Origin of the sequence: Pseudomonas sp. BCA17, assembly GCF_004519405.1 — a bacterium.
GTDB lineage: Bacteria > Pseudomonadota > Gammaproteobacteria > Pseudomonadales > Pseudomonadaceae > Aquipseudomonas.
The window spans coordinates 344,449-363,288 of the sequence record NZ_SGWI01000006.1 but is presented as its reverse complement, the minus strand read 5'-3'; the positions used below and the strand labels follow the sequence as shown (position 1 = coordinate 363,288).

The 18,840-nt window shown below is 62.7% G+C and carries 5 protein-coding genes and 1 pseudogene; 2 read left to right on the top strand and 4 right to left on the bottom strand.

The window, feature by feature from the left end:
• Nucleotides 1-11,841, top strand: a complete 11,841-nt coding sequence (locus tag EXW71_RS22380) for a non-ribosomal peptide synthase/polyketide synthase (protein ID WP_134659590.1) — start codon at nt 1-3, stop codon at nt 11,839-11,841.
• A 300-nt stretch (nt 11,842-12,141) separates the two neighbouring features.
• On the opposite strand, the pseudogene EXW71_RS29470 reads toward EXW71_RS22380, so the two are convergent.
• From EXW71_RS29470 to EXW71_RS22360, 3 genes and pseudogenes are all read right to left on the bottom strand, one after another.
• Nucleotides 12,142-12,267: pseudogene (locus EXW71_RS29470) on the bottom strand (hypothetical protein); the annotation flags it as partial.
• Nucleotides 12,268-12,581: 314 nt separating this feature from the next.
• A complete protein-coding gene (locus EXW71_RS22365; protein ID WP_134659594.1) occupies nt 12,582-15,023 on the bottom strand; it encodes a TonB-dependent siderophore receptor in 2,442 nt (813 codons plus the stop codon).
• A gap of 109 nt (nt 15,024-15,132) precedes the next feature.
• Nucleotides 15,133-16,785, bottom strand: a complete 1,653-nt coding sequence (locus EXW71_RS22360; protein WP_134659596.1) for a cyclic peptide export ABC transporter — start codon at nt 16,783-16,785, stop codon at nt 15,133-15,135.
• Nucleotides 16,786-16,984: 199 nt separating this feature from the next.
• Between EXW71_RS22360 and EXW71_RS22355 the strand changes: the two genes are divergently transcribed.
• Nucleotides 16,985-17,812: a N(5)-hydroxyornithine transformylase PvdF gene (locus EXW71_RS22355; protein WP_123718070.1), complete on the top strand. Its 828-nt coding sequence runs from the start codon at nt 16,985-16,987 to the stop codon at nt 17,810-17,812.
• Between the two features lie 131 nt (nt 17,813-17,943).
• Here the strand turns inward: EXW71_RS22355 and EXW71_RS22350 are convergent, their stop codons facing one another.
• Nucleotides 17,944-18,816, bottom strand: coding sequence for a formylglycine-generating enzyme family protein (locus EXW71_RS22350; RefSeq protein WP_134659598.1), 873 nt, complete (start codon nt 18,814-18,816; stop codon nt 17,944-17,946).
• Nucleotides 18,817-18,840 lie beyond the last annotated feature (24 nt).

The window sequence follows — 18,840 nt, the reverse complement described above, 5'->3', positions numbered from 1 at the left end:
ATGCTTTCCAACCCTAACATCGACCTGGTGTCGCGCTTTCTTCGCTTGCCTCTGGAGCAGCGCCAGCAGTTCTACCAGCGCCTGCAAAGCCGTGGCATGAGTTTCGCTCAACTCCCGATTGCCCCCACGCGGCACGATGCCGAGGTTCTGCCGCTGTCTTACGCCCAGGAGCGCCAATGGTTCCTCTGGCAACTGGACCCGCAGAGCGCCACCTACCATATCCCCGGTGCCCTGCGTTTGCAGGGGCGTCTGGACCTGACGGCACTGCAGCGCAGTTTCGACAGCCTGCTGGCCCGCCACGAGAGCCTGCGCACTCAGTTGGTCGAGGAGGGCGAGCGTGTGCTGCAAACGGTGTCGGCTCAAGCACGGGTCGAGATCCATCAGGCGTGCATTGAAGAAGCGCAACTGATGGCAGTGGTGGAGGCAGAGGTCGCGCGGCCGTTCGATCTGCACCAGGCGCCCCTGTTGCGGGTGACCTTGTTGCAACTGGCTGAAGACGACCATGTGCTGGTGATGGTGCAGCACCACATCGTCTCCGATGGCTGGTCGATGCAAGTGATGGTCGAAGAACTGGTGCAACTCTACGCTGCCTTCAGCCAGGGCGATGAATTGCAATTGCCGCAGTTGCCGATTCAGTACGCCGACTACGCCCTGTGGCAACGCGGCTGGATGGAAGCGGGGGAACGGGACCGCCAATTGGATTACTGGCAGGCTCTCTTGGGCGGTGAGCAACCGGTGCTGGAGCTGCCGCTGGACCGCCCGCGCCCGGCCCAGCAAAGCCATCGCGGTGCGAGCCTGCAAGTGCACCTGCCCTCGGCGCTGGTCGCGGGCCTCAGGCGCCTGGCGCAGCAAGAGGGCGTGACGCCGTTCATGTTGCTGCTGGCCGCGTTCCAGACCTTGCTTTATCGCTACAGTGGGCAATCGGATATCCGCATCGGCGTGCCGATTGCCAACCGTAACCGCGTCGAGACCGAACGCCTGATCGGTTTTTTCGTCAACACCCAGGTGCTCAAGGCCGACCTTGACGGGCAGATGACCTTCGCCGAGCTGTTGCAACAGACCAAGCGCCGTTCCCTGGAAGCCCAGGCCCACCAGGATCTGCCGTTCGAACAACTGGTGGTGGCGTTGCAGCCGGAACGCAGCCTGAGCCATAACCCGTTGTTCCAGGTCATGTTCAATCACCAGACCGATGCCCAGAACCGTCGCGACGGCCAGCAACTGCCGGGCCTGCGCGTGGTGGAGCTGGACTGGGACAGCCACACCACCCACTTCGACCTGAGCCTGGATACCCATGAGTCGGCCGAAGGTTTCTGGGCGGCGCTGACCTATGCCACCGACCTTTTCGATGCTGCGACGATAGAGCGTCTGGCCGAGCATTGGCAGAACCTGTTGTCAGCCATTGTCAGCACGCCTCACGGCCGCCTGGCCGAACTGGCCATGCTGAGCCCGGCGCACACCCACACGCTGCTGCACGAATGGAATGTCCCGGCGACGGCCGCCGAGCCCGAGGCGGTGCATCGCCGGTTCGAGGCCCAGGCCCAGGCCCAACCCGAGCATCCGGCGCTGGTGCTGGATAATCAGGTGATCAGCTACGGCGAATTGAATCGGCAGGCCAACCGCCTTGCGCATTACCTGATCGCCCAGGGTGTAGGCCCGGACGTGCTGGTGGGCGTTGCCGTTGAGCGCTCCTTTGCCATGGTGGTCAGCCTGCTGGCGGTACTCAAGGCGGGCGGGGCCTATGTGCCGCTTGACCCGGAATACCCCCGCGAGCGCCTGGTGCACATGCTCGACGACAGTGCCGCACAAAGGGTGCTGACCCAATCCCACCTGCGTACGCGCCTGCCGTTGCCGGCGGAACTGACGACGTTGGATATCGACCTTGCCGACACGCAACTGGCGCACTACAGCGACGAGAACCCGCAACGGGCGTTTGAGCCGAGCAGCCTGGCCTATGTGATCTATACCTCCGGCTCCACCGGCAAACCCAAGGGCGTCGCCATCGACCATGCCGCCCTGAGTGAGTTCGCCGGCATCGCAGCGGATTATTCACGCCTGGTGCCGGGTGATCGGGTGTTGCAATTTGCGACCCTGAACTTCGACGGTTTCGTCGAGCAGCTGTACCCGGCACTGACCCTGGGCGCCACCGTGGTGTTGCGTGGGCCGCAGTTGTGGGACGGGGCCGAGTTGTACCGGCAGATCATCGCCCAGGGCATTACCCTGGCCGACTTGCCCACCGCCTACTGGAAACTGTTCCTGCAGGATTGTCTGGCAGCCGGGCCACGCCCTTACGGGGCCTTGCGGCAGATCCATATCGGCGGCGAAGCCATGCCGCTGGATGGGCCGATGCTGTGGCAGCGCGCGGGGCTGGGCCATGTGCGGCTGCTCAACACCTACGGGCCGACCGAGGCCACGGTGGTGTCCAGTGTGCTTGATTGCACCGACGCCGGCGCCGTGGTCGGTGTGGCGGCCAGCCCGATTGGCCGTGCACTGCCGGGGCGTGGCTTATATGTGCTGGATGGCGATCTGAACCTGCTCCCGACCGGGGCCGTGGGTGAGCTGTATATCGCCAGCGCCAGTGGCTTGGCCCGCGCCTATTTGCAGCGACCGGGGCTGACCGCCGAGCGTTTTGTCGCCGACCCGTTCAGTGCAACCGGCGAGCGTCTGTATCGCAGCGGCGACCTGGCGCGTTATCGCGCCGACGGCGTGGTCGAGTATGTCGGGCGTGTCGACCACCAGGTGAAAATCCGCGGCTTCCGTATTGAACTGGGTGAGATCGAAGCGTTGCTGCTGGCCCAGGACAGCGTGCGCGAGGCATTGTTGCTGGCGGCCGACAACCAACTGCTGGCCTATCTGGTGCCGGCGCGGCCGCTGTCCGACACCGAGCGGGGCATGGCGGGCGAGCAACTGATGGCCACCCTGCGCGAGCATCTGCCGGATTACATGGTGCCCGCGCACCTGGTTTTCCTCGACCGCATGCCCCTGAACCCCAACGGCAAGCTGGACCGCCAGGCGCTGCCCAAGCCGGACGCCGGCCAGGTGCAGCAGGAGTGGCTGGCGCCGGTCACCGTGCAGCAACAGCAAGTTGCGGCGATCTGGGCGGATATCCTTGGGGTCGAGCGGGTCGGCCTGAACCAGCACTTCTTTGAACTGGGCGGGCATTCGCTGCTGGCGATGCAGGTGGTGTCGCGCATTCGCCAGGCGCTGGGCCTGGAGGTGCCTCTCAAGGCAATCTTCGAACACCCGCGGCTGGAGGCGTTCGTGGCCGCGATGCAGGCCCAGGACACCACCGTGCCCACGGCTCCGGCGTTGTTACCGGCAGGGCGCGAACAGCCCTTGCCGCTCTCGTACGCTCAAGAGCGCCAGTGGTTTCTCTGGCAGTTGGAGCCCCACAGCGCGGCCTATCACATCCCCAGCGCACTGCGTTTGAACGGGCAGTTGGACCACGCCGCGTTGCAACGCAGCTTCGACACGCTGCTGGCCCGCCATGAAAGCCTGCGCACCCATATCCGCCAGGAGCACGCGGGTGCGGTGCAGGTGATTGAGCCGGTTGCGACGTTGCACATCGCCCAGGCTGATATTGATGAAGCCCAGCTCAAGGCGCGGGTGGAGGCAGAGATTGCCCAGCCGTTCGATTTGCAGCAAGGCCCGTTATTGCGCGTGACCTTGTTGCGCCTGGCGGCGGACGAACACGTGTTGGTGCTGGTGCAGCATCACATCGTCTCCGATGGCTGGTCGATGCAATTGATGGTCGAAGAACTGGTGCAGCTGTATGCCGCTTACAGCCAGGGGCGGGACCTGCCGTTGCCGGCGTTGCCGATCCAATACGCCGACTATGCCGTGTGGCAGCGCCACTGGATGGACGCCGGCGAGAAGCAGCGTCAGTTGGCGTACTGGCGCGACGTGCTCGGTGGTGAGCAAAGCGTGCTGGAGCTGCCGTTCGACCACCCGCGCCCGGCCGTGCAAAGCCATCGCGGCGCGCGCCTGGCCATCGAGCTGGCGCCGACCTTGAGCGTTGAACTCAAGGCCCTGGCCCAACAGCAGGGCGTCACCCTGTTCATGCTGTTGCTCGCGTCGTTCCAGACGCTGTTGCACCGCTACAGCGGCCAGGAAGAGATTCGCGTTGGCGTGCCTATCGCCAACCGCAACCGCAGCGAGACCGAACGCCTGATCGGTTTCTTCGTCAACACCCAGGTACTCAAGGCGGATCTGCACGGCCGGATGAGCGTCGAGCAGTTGCTGCAACATACCCGTCAGCGGGCGCTGGAGGCCCAGTCGCATCAGGACTTGCCGTTCGAACAACTGGTGGAAGCCCTGCAGCCGGAGCGCAGCCTCAGCCACAACCCGCTGTTCCAAGTCATGTTCAACCACCAGACCGATGTCGGCCAGGCGCAGGTGCAGCATCAATTGCCAGGACTGCGGGTCGAAGGCTTGGAGTGGGACAGCAAGACCGCACACTTTGATCTGGACCTGGATATCCAGGAGTCCACCGAAGGCATCTGGGCCACCTTGGGTTATGCCCAGGACCTGTTTGAAGCTGCCACCGTGCAACGTATGGCCCGCCATTGGCAGAACCTGTTGCAAGGGATGGTCGCCAACCCTCGGCAACACCTCAGCCAACTGCCGTTGCTGGATGACGCGGAGCGGCAACAGATCCTGCAACTGTGGAATTGCACCGACTCCGGTTTCTCGTCCGAGCGCCTGGTGCATGAAATGTTCGCTGATCGCGCCCGGGAAAACCCCGATGCAGTGGCGGTGAAGTTCGATGCGCACACCCTGAGCTACGGCGAGCTCGACCGTCAGGCCAACCGCTTGGCCCATGCGCTGATTGCCCGTGGCGTCGGCCCGGAAGTGCGCGTGGCCATCGCCATGCCGCGCAGTGCCGAGATCATGGTGGCGTTTCTCGCGGTACTTAAAGCCGGTGGTGTGTATGTGCCGCTGGATGTGGAATACCCACGCGACCGCCTGTTGTACATGATGCAGGACAGCCGCGCCCAACTGTTGCTGACCCACTCGGCGGTGCAGCAGCGGCTGCCGATTCCCGAGGGTCTGCAAGCCTTGGCGGTCGACGATGTGCAGGCATGGTCGGGTTACAGCGACAGTGCGCCGCAGGTGACGCTGCACGGCGACAATCTGGCCTACGTGATCTACACCTCCGGTTCCACCGGCCTGCCCAAGGGGGTGGCGGTGTCCCACGGCCCGTTGGTGGCGCACATCATTGCCACCGGCGAGCGCTATGAAACCGGCCCGGCTGATTGCGAATTGCACTTCATGTCCTTCGCCTTCGACGGCTCCCACGAAGGCTGGATGCACCCGCTGATCAACGGTGCCAGCGTGTTGATCCGCGACGACAGCCTGTGGCTGCCGGAATACACCTACGAACAGATGCACCGGCACCAGGTGACCGTGGCAGTGTTCCCGCCGGTGTACCTGCAACAACTGGCCGAGCATGCCGAACGTGACGGCAACCCACCGGCGGTGCGCGTGTATTGCTTCGGCGGGGATGCGGTGGCGCAGGCCAGTTATGACCTGGCCTGGCGCGCACTGCGCCCGACCTACCTGTTCAATGGCTATGGCCCGACGGAAACCGTGGTCACGCCGCTGTTGTGGAAGGCCCGCCAGGGCGACCCGTGCGGTGCGGTCTACGCGCCGATCGGTACGCTGTTGGGCAACCGCAGCGGCTACGTGCTCGACGCGCAATTGAACCTGCAGCCCATCGGTGTGGCCGGCGAGTTGTACCTGGGCGGCGAGGGCGTGGCGCGCGGTTATCTGGAGCGTCCGGCGTTGACCGCCGAGCGCTTCGTGCCGGACCCGTTCGGCAAGCCCGGCAGCCGCGTGTACCGCAGCGGCGACCTGACGCGTGGGCGTCCGGATGGTGTGGTGGATTACCTGGGGCGTGTCGACCATCAGGTGAAAATCCGTGGTTTCCGTATCGAACTGGGCGAAATCGAAGCGCGCCTGCGTGAACAGGACAGTGTGGGTGAAACCGTGGTGGTGGCCCAGGAAGGTCCGACCGGCAAACAGCTGGTGGCGTATGTGGTGCCTTTGGACCCGGCACTGCTGGAGGACGCAGTGGCACAGTCCAACGGCCGCGAAGCGCTGCGCCGCGCCCTGAAAAGCCGTTTGCCCGACTATATGGTGCCCACGCACCTGATGTTCCTCGAACGCATGCCGTTGACGCCTAACGGCAAACTCGACCGCAAGGGCTTGCCCAAGCCGGATGTGAGCCAACTGCAGCAGGTGTATGTGGCGCCGCAGAGCGAGCTGGAGCAGAAGATCGCCACGATCTGGGCCGATGTACTGCGCCTGCCGCAAGTGGGGCTGCATGACAACTTTTTCGAACTGGGCGGAGACTCGATCATTTCGATCCAGGTCGTCAGCCGTGCGCGTCAGGCCGGTGTGCGGTTCACGCCCAAGGACCTGTTCCAGCACCAGACCGTCCAGAGCCTGGCCGGCGTAGCCCGTGAAGGCGAGGGTGCAGTGCTGCTGGACCAGTCGGCGCAGACCGGCGCGGTGTTGCTGTTGCCGGTGCAGCAGGCGTTTTTTGCCGATGAGATTCCCCAGCGTCACCACTGGAACCAGTCCGTGGTGCTGCAACCCCGCCAGCCGCTGCAGGCGTCGGTGTTGGTCGCGGCGCTGCAGGCGTTGATCGTGCATCACGACGCCTTGCGCACCACGTTCGTCGAGGATGCGACAGGGTGGCGCGCGGCGTATCGCGGGCCGCAGCAGCATCAAGCCGATCAGGTGCTGTGGCAAACCTCGCTGGGCAGGGTCGAAGAGCTGGACGCCCTGGGCGAAGAAGCCCAGCGCAGCCTCGACCTGGCTGCCGGCCCCCTCTTGCGCGCGGTGCTGGCGCAATTGCCCGACGGCTCCCAGCGCTTGCTGCTGGTGATCCACCATTTGGTGGTGGACGGTGTGTCGTGGCGCATCGTGCTGGAGGATCTGCAAAGCGCTTATCAGCAACTCGCCCAAGGTGCGCCTGTGGTATTGCCGGCCAAGACCAGCGCCACCCGTGCCTGGGCCGAGCGCCTGCAAACCTATGCGCGCAGCGCGGCGCTGGAGCACGAGCTGGACTGGTGGCATACCCAATTGCAAGGCAGCCCGAGCGATTTGCCGGTGGCCGACCCGCATGCGAGTTTGAGCAACCGCCTGGCACTGAGCGTGAGCACCCAGCTGGACCCGACCTATACCCGTCGTTTGCTGCAAGAGGCGCCGAGTGCTTACCGCACCCAAATCAACGACCTGCTGCTGACGGCCCTGGCCCGAGTCATCGTGCGCTGGGCCGGCGAGGCGTCGATGTTGATCCGGTTGGAAGGCCATGGCCGCGAAGACCTGTTCGACGAGATCGACCTGACCCGCACCGTCGGTTGGTTCACCAGCCTCTATCCACTGAAGCTGGTGCCCGCGGACTCCCTGGCCGGGTCCCTCAAACAGATCAAGGAGCAACTGCGCGCAGTCCCCGACAAAGGCCTGGGGTTCGGCGCGCTGCGTTACCTGGGCAGTGCCGAGGCGCAACAGGCGTTGGCCGCCTTGCCGCGCCCACGTATTACCTTCAACTACCTGGGCCAGTTCGACGCCAGCTTCGACAACGGCGAGCAAGAGGGGCTGTTCGTGCCCGCCGATGACGCCAGCGGTGCCGAGCAAAGCCCCGACGCACCCTTGGGTAACTGGCTGGAGATCAATGGCCAGATCTATGGCGGCGAGCTGAAATTGAATTGGAGTTTCAGCCAGGCGATGTTTGACGAAGCGACTGTCCAGCAGTTGGCTGACGATTACGCCGCTGAATTGAAGGCGCTGATTGATCACTGCTGTGAGTCGACCAGCCAGGGCGTGACGCCGTCTGACTTCCCCCTGGCGCGGTTGTCCCAACCCCAGCTGGATGCCTTGCCGCTGAACGTCGGTGAGGTCGAAGACCTGTATCCGTTGTCACCCATGCAGCAAGGCATGTTGTTCCAGTCGTTGTATGGCGCAGGTTCGGGGGATTACATCAACCAGATGCGCATCGATGTGCAGGGCCTGGACGTCCCGCGTTTCTGCCGGGCCTGGCAGGCGGCGGTGGACCGTCACGAGATTCTGCGCAGTGGTTTCCTCTGGCAGACCGAGCTTGAGCAGCCGTTGCAGGTGGTCTACAAACAGGCCCGCCTGCCGTTTACCGAGTTCGATTGGCGCCAGCGTGCAGACTGCGTGCAGGCGCTCGACAGCCTGGCGCAGGCGGCCAGGACCCAAGGCTTCGTGATGGAGCAGGCGCCGTTGTTGAGCCTGCAGGTGGTACGCACCGCAGCGTCCAGTTATCACCTGATTTACACCAACCACCACATCCTGATGGATGGCTGGAGCGGGTCGCAGCTGTTCGGCGAAGTGTTGCAGCAATACGCCGGTGAACCGTTGCCGGCGCCGACCGGACGTTACCGCGACTACATTGCCTGGTTGCAGGCACAGGACAAGGCAGTCAGCGAAGCCTTCTGGAAGGCGCAACTGGCGAACCTGCAGGAACCGACCCGCCTGGCACGAGAGGTGAAGGGCGCCGAGCCTGGGGCCAACGGCGAGTACCGTTTGAGCCTGGATGCCGCGCAAACCGAACGCCTGAAAGCCTTCGCCCAACGCAACAAGGTGACGCTCAATACCTTGGTGCAAGGTGCCTGGCTGTTGCTGTTGCAGTATCACACCGGTCAGTCCACGGTCGCCTTCGGTGCCACCGTGGCCGGACGCCCGGCGGAACTGCGTGGCATTGAGCAGCAAGTGGGCCTGTTCATCAACACGCTGCCGGTGGTGGCTACGCCGGATGCACACATGTCGGTCAGCCAGTGGCTGCAACAGGTCCAGGCACAGAACGTGCGGTTGCGCGAGCAGGAGCATACGCCGCTGTTCGAGATCCAGCGCTGGGCCGGGTTGGGCGGCGAGGCGTTGTTCGACAGCATCCTGGTGTTCGAGAACTACCCGGTGTCCGAGGCATTGGAACAGAGCGCGCCGTCGGGGCTGAGCTTTGGTGCGGTACACAGCTTGGAGCAGACCCACTATCCACTGACCGTGCTGTTGGCGATTGGCGAGACCCTGGGCCTGGAGTTCAATTACAACCGCCAGAGCTTTACGGCGGCGCATATCCAGCGCCTGGCCGAGCACTTCCAGCAATTGCTGCAAGCACTGGCCAGCGATGCCTCCCAGCGTCTGGCCACACTGCCTTCGCTGGCCCGTGACGAGCGCGAACGGGTGCTGCAGGCGTGGAACGCCACGGCCGAAACCTACCCGCTGCAGCAGACCGTGCACCAATTGATCGAGGCGCAGGTGGTGCGTACACCGAATGCACCGGCCCTGGTGTTCGGCGAGCAGCACCTGAGCTACACCGAGTTGAACGCTCGGGCCAACCGCCTGGCCCATCGTTTGATCGCAGCCGGTGTCGGGCCGGACGTATTGGTCGGGCTTGCGCTGGAGCGTTCGATCGAAATGGTGGTGGGCCTGTTGGCGGTGCTCAAGGCCGGCGGCGCTTACGTGCCTCTGGACCCGGAATACCCCCGTGACCGGCTGGCCTACATGCTTGAGGACAGCGGTGTGGCGTTGTTGTTGACCCAGGCGCATCTGCTGGCGCACCTGCCGATCCCCCAAGGCGTACAACACCTTGTGCTGGAACCGGGGGATGCGTGGCTGGCGGACTGCGCCGAGCACAATCCCGGTATTGCGCTCGACGGCGAGAACCTCGCCTATGTGATTTACACCTCCGGCTCCACTGGCCAGCCCAAGGGCGCGGGCAATCGCCATATTGCCCTGACCAACCGGTTGTGCTGGATGCAGCAGGCCTATGGCCTGGACGCCAGTGACAGCGTGCTGCAGAAAACCCCGTTCAGCTTCGATGTGTCGGTATGGGAGTTCTTCTGGCCGTTGATGACCGGCGCGCGCCTGGTGGTGGCGGCGCCGGGGGATCATCGTGATCCGGCCAGGCTGGTCAAGCTGATCAACGCCGAGGGGATCACCACGCTGCACTTTGTGCCGTCCATGTTGCAGGCGTTCCTGCAGGATGAGGCCGTTGCCTCGTGCCATAGCCTGCAACGCGTCGTGTGCAGCGGTGAAGCCTTGCCTGCGGATGCGCAGCAGCACGTGTTCGCCAAGCTGCCTGGCGCTGCCTTGTACAACCTGTACGGCCCCACCGAGGCGGCCATCGACGTGACTCACTGGACCTGTGTCGAGGAAGGCCGCGATGCCGTCCCGATTGGTCGACCTATCGCCAACCTCGGTTGCTACGTGCTGGACGGCAACCTGGAACCGGCGCCGGTGGGCGTGTTGGGCGAGTTGTACCTGGGCGGGGTTGGCCTGGCGCGTGGTTATCACCGTCGCCCGGCATTGACTGCCGAGCGCTTTGTGACCGACCCGTTCGGCACTGGCGAGCGGCTGTATCGCACCGGCGACCTGGCGCGTTATCGCGATGATGGCGTGATTGAGTACGCCGGGCGCATCGACCATCAGGTGAAGCTGCGCGGCTTGCGTATCGAACTGGGCGAAATCGAGGCACGCCTGCTGGAGCACGCGTGCATCCGTGAAGCCGCCGTGCTGGCGGTGGACGCTGCGTACCTGGTGGGGTATGTCGTGTTGCAACAGCCGCGGGACGATTGGAAGGCCGAGGTCATCGCCCATTTGAGCGCGTTGTTGCCCGACTACATGGTGCCGGCGCAGTGGGTGGTGCTGGACCAGATGCCGTTGAGCCCCAATGGCAAGCTAGATCGCAAGGCACTGCCCAAGCCCGAGGTCCAAGGCACCGAGCGGTATCAGGCGCCCCAGACCGAGCTGGAGCAGCACGTCGCGGCGATCTGGAGCGAAGTGCTCGGTGTGGAGCGCGTGGGCCTGAACGACAACTTCTTCGAGTTGGGTGGCCATTCGTTGCTGGTATTGATGCTCAAGGAGCGGATCAGGAAGATCGGCGGCGTCGATTTGTCCATCAGTCAATTGATGCTCAACCCGACCGTTCGCGGCCAAGTCAACTGCTTGCAGGGCGATACGCGCAGCTCGTTGATCGTCAAGCTCAACAGCCAGACCCAAGGCACACCGCTGTATATGTTCCACCCAAGCTTCGGCTCAGTGCATTGTTACACCGCCATTGCCCTGGCAATGAGAGAGCAGCGCCCGGTGTTCGGAGTGATCTGTCGCGCACTGGCGGAAGCCGGCACGGCGGTGCCGCAGTGGCAGGCAATGGTTGAGGATTACACGGCGCAACTGTTGGCCGCGCAACCCTCGGGCGCCTTCCGCCTGGCGGGCTGGTCGTTGGGCGGCAACCTGGCGATGGAAGTCGCTTATGGGCTGGAGCAAGCCGGGCGCGAGGTCGAGTTTGTCGGCTGGATCGACTCGGCGCCACCGCAGTGGCTCACGCCCTATTGGGACGCCGTGGTGACGCAGGATGATCGCGAGGTCTCGGCCAACGAGCGGCGTGCGGCTTTGCTGGGGGTAATGTTCCCGGCATTTGCCGAACAGATCCACGACGCCTGGCAGGCGTGCCAACGCCACGCCGAGGACGAGCAGTGGTCGGTGTTCGTCAGTTGGGCCGAACAGACCTTGGGGCAAGCGTTTATGGCGATCAGGCAGACGTTGCTGCAGGGCAATGAAGCGCAGATCTCCTGGGACGTTGACCGGGCACTGAGCGAGCGCATGACCGCGTCTGACTTCAAACCGATCAAGGCCCCCGTGAGCTGCTGGTGGGCGTCCATGAGCCGGGCAGGGCGCTTCAAGGACCTGATCGAGCAGAACATGGCGGCAGTCATAGGCCAGGGGCGCATCGAGCGTTCGGTGGTGATCGATACGGACCATGACGGCATTATCGACAGTGCTGCGTTCATCAGCAGTCTGGTGGCGGCCATGGAATAACCGATTGGCTCCTAATGCCAGTCAACAAGGAGAAAGGCTAAAAAGTAACCTGTGGCGAGGGAGCTTGCTCCCGTTGGGCCGCGAAGCGGCCCCGCTCTTTGTTTACAAAGCATCGGACTGCTGCGCAGTCCAACGGGAGCAAGCTCCCTCGCCACAGATACGGCGTTCACTCTTAACTGACTGGCGGTCACTGATCCGGTTTTTTTACGCCGTGTATGTGTGCTCATAAAAAAACGCCCGATGAACGCATGGCGCTCATCGGGCGTTTGTTCGATCACTCAGGGCGATCAAGGCTTCACATCAGAAGTCCCAGCGGGTGCTGACCATCACGTTGCGCGGCTCACCGTAGGCGGCCGAGTTATAAAAGCCCATGTTGGTGTAATAGGACTTGTCGAAGATGTTGTTGAAGTTGACGGTTGCCGAAAGGAAACCGGATCACTGATCCTGATGCCAGTCAGTTAAAAAGGAGAAAGGCTAAAAAGTAACCTGTGGCGAGGGAGCTTGCTCCCGTTGGACTGCGCAGCAGTCCCATGCTTTTTAAACAAAGAGCGGGGCCGCTTCGCGGCCCAACGGGAGCAAGCTCCCTCGCCACAGATACGGCGTTCACCCTTAACTGACTGGTATTAGTCACTGATCCGGTTTTTTTGCGCCGTGTTTGTGCGCTCATAAAAAAACGCCCGATGAACGCATGGCGCTCATCGGGCGTTTGTTCGATCACTCAGGGCGATCAAGATTTCACATCAGAAGTCCCAGCGGGTGCTGACCATCACGTTGCGCGGCTCACCGTAGATGGCCGAGTTGTAGAAGCCCACGTTGGTATAGTAGGACTTGTCGAAGATGTTGTTGAAGTTGACGGTTGCCGACAGGTTTTTGGTGACCTGGTAGCGGGTCATCAGGTCAACCAGCCAGTAGGATTTCTGGGTGATGTCCTGGTTCCTGTCAAGCGGCTGGTTATAGATTTCGTTCCAGGCCTTGCTCTGCCAGCGTACGCCGCCCCCGATGGTGAATTTGTCCAGATCGCCCTTGAGCTTGTAGGTCGTGTTCAGGTTGACCTGGTTCTCGGGCTCGAAGGTCGAGATTTTCTTGTCGTCGTCGTCGCGCACCACCTTGTGGGTGTACCCGCCCTGGACTTGCCAGCCCGGGCTCAGCTCGCCGGAAATCTCTGCCTCGTAGCCCTTGGTGATGGCCTTGGAACCCTTGTACGCGTAGTTCGGTGGTGCAGAGGCCTGATTGTTCCAGGCGTCATCCGAAATGGCGCGATTGCTCTCGTGAACCTCGAAGTAGGCAATGCTGGTGTTCAGACGTCCGTCGAAGAATTCGCCCTTGAGACCCAACTCGTAGTTCTGGCCTTCATCCGGATCCAGCAGTTTCTGATCGCGATCCTTGATGTAGCTTTCCTGCGGTTTGAAAATGTCGGTGTAGCTGGCGTAGGCCGAGAAGTTGTCGTTAAGGTCGTAGATCACACCCGCGTAAGGGATGAAACGACCGGTTTCCTTGTAGGAAGGGTTGAGGCCGGTGACGTGATAATTGGCCACGCGGCCACCCAGAATCACGTTCAGGTCATCGATCACGTTCAGGCGCGTGGTCACGTAGTAGCCGGTCTGGCGAATGGTGTCGTCCGTGTACTGCTGGGGCGGGCCGTAGATAGGTTTGCCGATATTGCCGTTCCAGTTGTAGAAGTCGACTTTGTTGCCGCCTGGCCATTCCGGCGACCAGTAGCCTTTGCCCTGCCAGCGCGAGGTGCCGATCGAGCCGCCCACCACCAGTTCATGGTCACGGCCGAACAGGCTGAAAGGTCCAGTGGCGTACAGGTCGGCTGTGGTGCTCTTGGTTTCGCCGGTGTACTTCTGTGCATTGATATCTGCGGTGCCATCGGCCGCTGGTTGCACGAACTGGATGGACGCGAGGTCGGCATGGTAGCTGTTGATCTTGTGGTCGAGCTGGAACTTGGTGACCCAGCCGTCACCCATGTCATGTTCGAGCATGGCAAAGGCGGTACGAGTGTTTTGCTGCCAGGAACTCCAGTCGGTACCGTTGTTGTAGGAACGCGACATCTTGTTGATGCTGCCGTTGGAGTTGACCAGTGGGAAGGAGCCGGACCAGCTCGAACCTTTCGGGGTGTTGTCCTGGTAATCGAAGCCCAGGGTCAGCATCGTGTCGGGGGAGAGGTCGAATTCGGTGATGCCGTAATAGGTCTCGGTCTTGCGCGAGTAATGATCCATGAAGGACTTTTTGTCCTGGTACGCCGCTACGGCGCGCCCGCGGACATTGCCGCTGTCGGTCAGCGGGCCGCTGACATCGACTTCGCTGCGGTAGTTGTCCCAGGAACCGGCGCCCAGATCCACATGGCCCTTGAACTGCGAGGTCGGCTTCTTGCGGATCAGGTTGATGGTCGCACCCAACGAGCCCGCACCATTGAGCAGGCCCGTAGCGCCCTTGAGTATTTCGACGCGGTCATAAATGGCCATGTCGCTCAGGGTGTTGCCCGCCGAGTAGCCCACGTTGCGCACCGCAGACGGAATGCCATCGTACTGGAAGCTGTCGACCGAGAAACCCCGGGAATAGTAGTTGGTACGCTCGGTGTCATAGGCCGATACGGTGATGCCCGGGGTGTGGCGCATCACGTCATCGACGTTGTTCAGGCCGAAGTCTTCCATGTGCTGACGGGTAATGACCGTAATCGACTGCGGGGTCTGGCGTGGGGTCAGGGTCAAGCGGGTCGCGGTAGCAATGGTTCCCGGCGTGTAGGAGCCTGAGTCTTCGGTGACGTTGCCCAGCATGTTGCCGGTGACCTGGGTGGGGCTCAGTTCCAGCCCGGTCGTCGCGCCGACAGCGCTCACCGTCAGGGTGTTGCCGTTGAGGCTATGGGTGGTCTGGGTTCCGTCCAGCAGGGTTTCGATGGCCCGTTGTGGCTCCATCTTGCCGTTGATTGCGCGGCTGTTCTTGCCCTCGACATCGCCGGGGCTGTACAGCACCTGCACGTTGGTCTGGCGCCCGAATTCCTGCAGCGCGCTCCCCAGCGACTGTGCGGGAATATTCAACTCGATCTCCTGAGCCTGTACATAGCCTGCGATCGGCAACGATACCGCCAGGGCCAAAGCGCTCGGAAGAAGGTTGATGTTCAGGGCCCGGCGCATGGATAGCGCTTTGCTCAGTGGGCTGAGACCGAGTCGTGCTGGCATGGATGCTTTCTCTTCTAGGTTTTAAGTGGGCAGTTCTGGGTATTAATTGAGGCTGGTTCTCATTACCACTAGTGAGACGTTCCTACCTCAGAAAACCGGAAAACAAAATTCACGCCGGCTCCAGCGCATGCACCACCTGCCCGGCGCGCAGGCGCACCAGTTGGTCGGCGATATCGAAATAACGGTCGTCGTGGCTGATCACGATGATGGTCTTGCCCAGGCGCTTGAGGTCCGGCAGCAGCTCGGTATAGAAGATCCGGCGGAACGCCGGGTCCTGGTCGGCCGCCCACTCATCGAACACCAGCACCGGGCGTTCCTCCAGCCAGGCGTTGACCAGGGCCAGGCGCTTGCGCTGGCCGGTGGACAGGTCGGTGGTGCTGAACACGCCATCCTTTACGCTGACCTTGTGCGCGATTTCCAGGCGCTCCAGGTACTTGGCGGCACTGTCCAGCGATTGCGTGGCGCTGCCCTGCACCAGGTCATCGAACAGGTAATAGTCAGAGAAGATCGTGGTGAACAGTTGGCGATAATCGTCGCGCTCGGGGGCGCTAACGGCCTCGCCATTGAGGCGGATTTCGCCCGAATGAGGGGGGTACAAACCCAGCAGCAGTTTGATCAGCGTGGTCTTGCCGCTGCCGTTTTCACCCACGATGAACACGATATCGCCTTGCTTGATGCTCAGGTTGATCGGCCCCAGGTGGAAGGGCGCGCTGCCCTCGACCGCGGGCGGGCTGTAGCTCACATCGCGCAGTTCCAGGCTGTCGACCACCGGTGTGGGCGCTTCGCTGTCATCCATCAGCAGGTGCGGCTCTGGCGAGGAGAAGCGCTCGGACAATTCGCTGATACGGCCAAAAGCGATCTTGGCCTTGCCCACCACCGGCAGGTAACCCAGCAAATGTTCCAGTGGGCCTTTCATGTACAGCAATACCAGCACGAAACCGGTGATCACCGTCGGGTCCGGGTTGGGGTTGTACGCCTGCATCGCCAGGGCCAGGCCGATGACCACGAAGAACAGCATCGAGCCGAAGGACTTGGCCAGGATGTAGATATTGACCGAACGCACCTGGATGTCGCTGATGCGGTCGGCGGTTTCCTGGATGCGGTGGGTGTTCATGCGAAAGCGCCTTGGGCGGTGCATGCGCAGTTCCTTGGCGCCGGAGGCAATCGCGTTGTAGTAGCGCTGCAACTCATCCTCATGGCTGCGTGCCAGGTCGAAGCCCTGGATACCCTTGCCGCCGGCAATGAACTGCACGGCGCTGCCGATGATGATCGCCACCACCATCATCAGGAACATCGGCACCGACAAGTAGGCCAGGTAGCCCAGGCAGCCCAGGGTGACCGTCGCGGCGATGGCCAGCGGGGTGAACGCAAAGGAAAAGTCGCTGATGGTGTCGACGTCATGGGTCAGCACCGGGATCAGCCGGTGGGAGCGGTAACGTTCGATCTGGCCGATGGGCGCCGACAGCACCTTCTCGCCGAGGTCTTTGCGCAGGGCCGCAATAATGCGCTGCCCGACGTAGTTGGTGCCGATGTCCGAGATGATCGAACTGACCAGCGCCACCACACACAGCGCTGCAAAGGTCAGCACCACACCCTGGGTCATGCCGTTGGCCGAGTGCAGGGCATTGTTGATGGTGGCCAGCAACAGGGTGATAGCCAGGCCGCCCGCCATGCCGAGGGCGACGGAGACCGTCACGATCACACGAAAGGGCCTGAGCAGGGCGAGCAGGCCATTGAAGGCGCCGCGTTTGGGGTCGGTCATAAATACATCCCGGAGAGTGAAAAGAGGGGCTGGGCACACAGACCCTTACCCATGACAAACGAAGCGCCGGCGCGAGGATTTAGCGCGGCGCGCCGGATGGCCGTCATGCCGGATAAATTGCCGCGGGGCTGGTTCGTTCTTGTGCTGTAGGCGCACGTGTATCGACGCGCTGCGCAGTCCCCTCAGCGAGAGCGAAACAATGACGAAAAAGAACCTGGTGTATGTGTGGTCCCTGAGAAACGCCGCCGCCGACAAGGCCGGGCAGCCGGTGGCCTACAAGGACCACGAGCGCTACATGAAGTCGGTGCTGGAATTTCTGGTGGGCTCGCTCAATGACACGCCGCTGGGCCAGGTCTACAACCTGGTGGGTGTTGTGTACGACGATGACGAGCAGAACCCACGGGACCGGCAACTGGTCAGCGACTATGGTTTTGCCTACCAGCCAGGCCGCCAGTGGTTGTACCCGGCGGACTTGCGCGTGCAGGGCAAGCTGGTCAATGACCTGCTGCTGAGCGTGCCGTCCACCTACCGTCGCTTGCCGCGTGGCAGCGCGGAACATATCGCCGGCAAGCAGGATTTCGAGCGGCGCCTGCACGACACCCTGGTGGAGTTGAAGGCCGATATCGTCGTGCTGGACGGATTGCTGGTGATCCTCGATGAGCTGGTACGCCCGGGCGCGCCGTTTGCGCGGCGCATCATGAATATCCACCCCGGCATTACCCGCATCGAGTCGCCTTATGAGCGCCGGGGCGCCTATGCCACGTGGAATGCGTTGTACGGTGCGCGTGGGCAGGCGGTGGTGGACTGGGCGACCAAAGAAACCACGCCTTGCGAACCGCTGTACCTCACCGGCGCGTCGTTCCATTACGTGGACAACGGCATCGACTCCGGTGAAGTGTTCCACGATGTGCTCAAGACCGAGATCTCACCGGAGGACACCATCCTCGAATTGCGCTGGAACAACTTCAACAACAGCCTGTTCCCGGCGTTGCATGAAGGGCTGGAGCGGTTGGCGCAGCAGGGCTGATGCGCGCACGGTAAATGTGTAGGAGCGAGCTTGCTCGCGAAAAACTCATCGGCGCCGCGTTCATCCAGGAAGCACGCGTTATCGTTGACGTTTCTCGCGAGCAAGCTCGCTCCTACAGACGGCGTGCGGGGTCAGAGATCGCGCACTACGCGAAACCCGATCCAGTCCCCCCGCGTCTGCGGGTAGATATTGTTGCGGTTGCCTGAGCGCGAGAACACCGGCGCTTCGCCCCAGTCATTGCCGCGGATCTGGTAGGACTCGCAGTTCGGTTCCACCCAGGCGCTGCCGTCGGTTGGGGCGCCGATGTAGTTGGGATGTTCACAGTCGGCGACCCGTTCGTAGACGTTGCCGTGCATGTCATACATGCCGAACGCATTCGGCGGGTAGCTGCCCACCGGTGACGAATAGCTGTAGCCGTCTGCCGGGCCATAGGTGTTGGCGTGCTGGGCGATGCTGTAGCCCTTGCCCTCATCGAACGGAAACGGGAATGGCCCGGTGGAGCCGGCGCGGGCAGCATATTCACGTTGGGCTTCGCTGACCATGTGGTACTGCTGCCCGGTCTTTTTTGACAGCCAGGCCACGTAGGCCTTGATGTCGTCCATGTCCATGCACACCGCCGGCTGGCGCGGCCCTTGGGGGTAGCGCGGTTTGCTGGCGATGCATTCGCGGCCCGGGCGGTCGTCGCCATTGGCGATCTTGACCCCGGTCTGGCGGATGTAGCTGTCCCATTCCCCGGCGGTGATCTGGAAGCGGCTCATGGCGAACGGCTTGGCGAAGGTGACTTCATGCATGGGGCCTTCGTCGGGCTCGCGGCCGACTTCGTCTTCCGGCGTGCCCATGGTGAAAGTGCCGGCGGGCAGTACCACCATTTCCGGGCAGTCCTTGCAGTCCTTGAACACTTTGCCGGGTTGCGGTGCGGCCGCCTGGGCCAGGCTCGGCAGCAGGGCGCCGCACAGGGCGGTCAGCGCCAGCGCGGTCAAGGGTTTGAGTCGGAATGCAATCATCGGGGGCGCCTCGTTCAAGGGAAG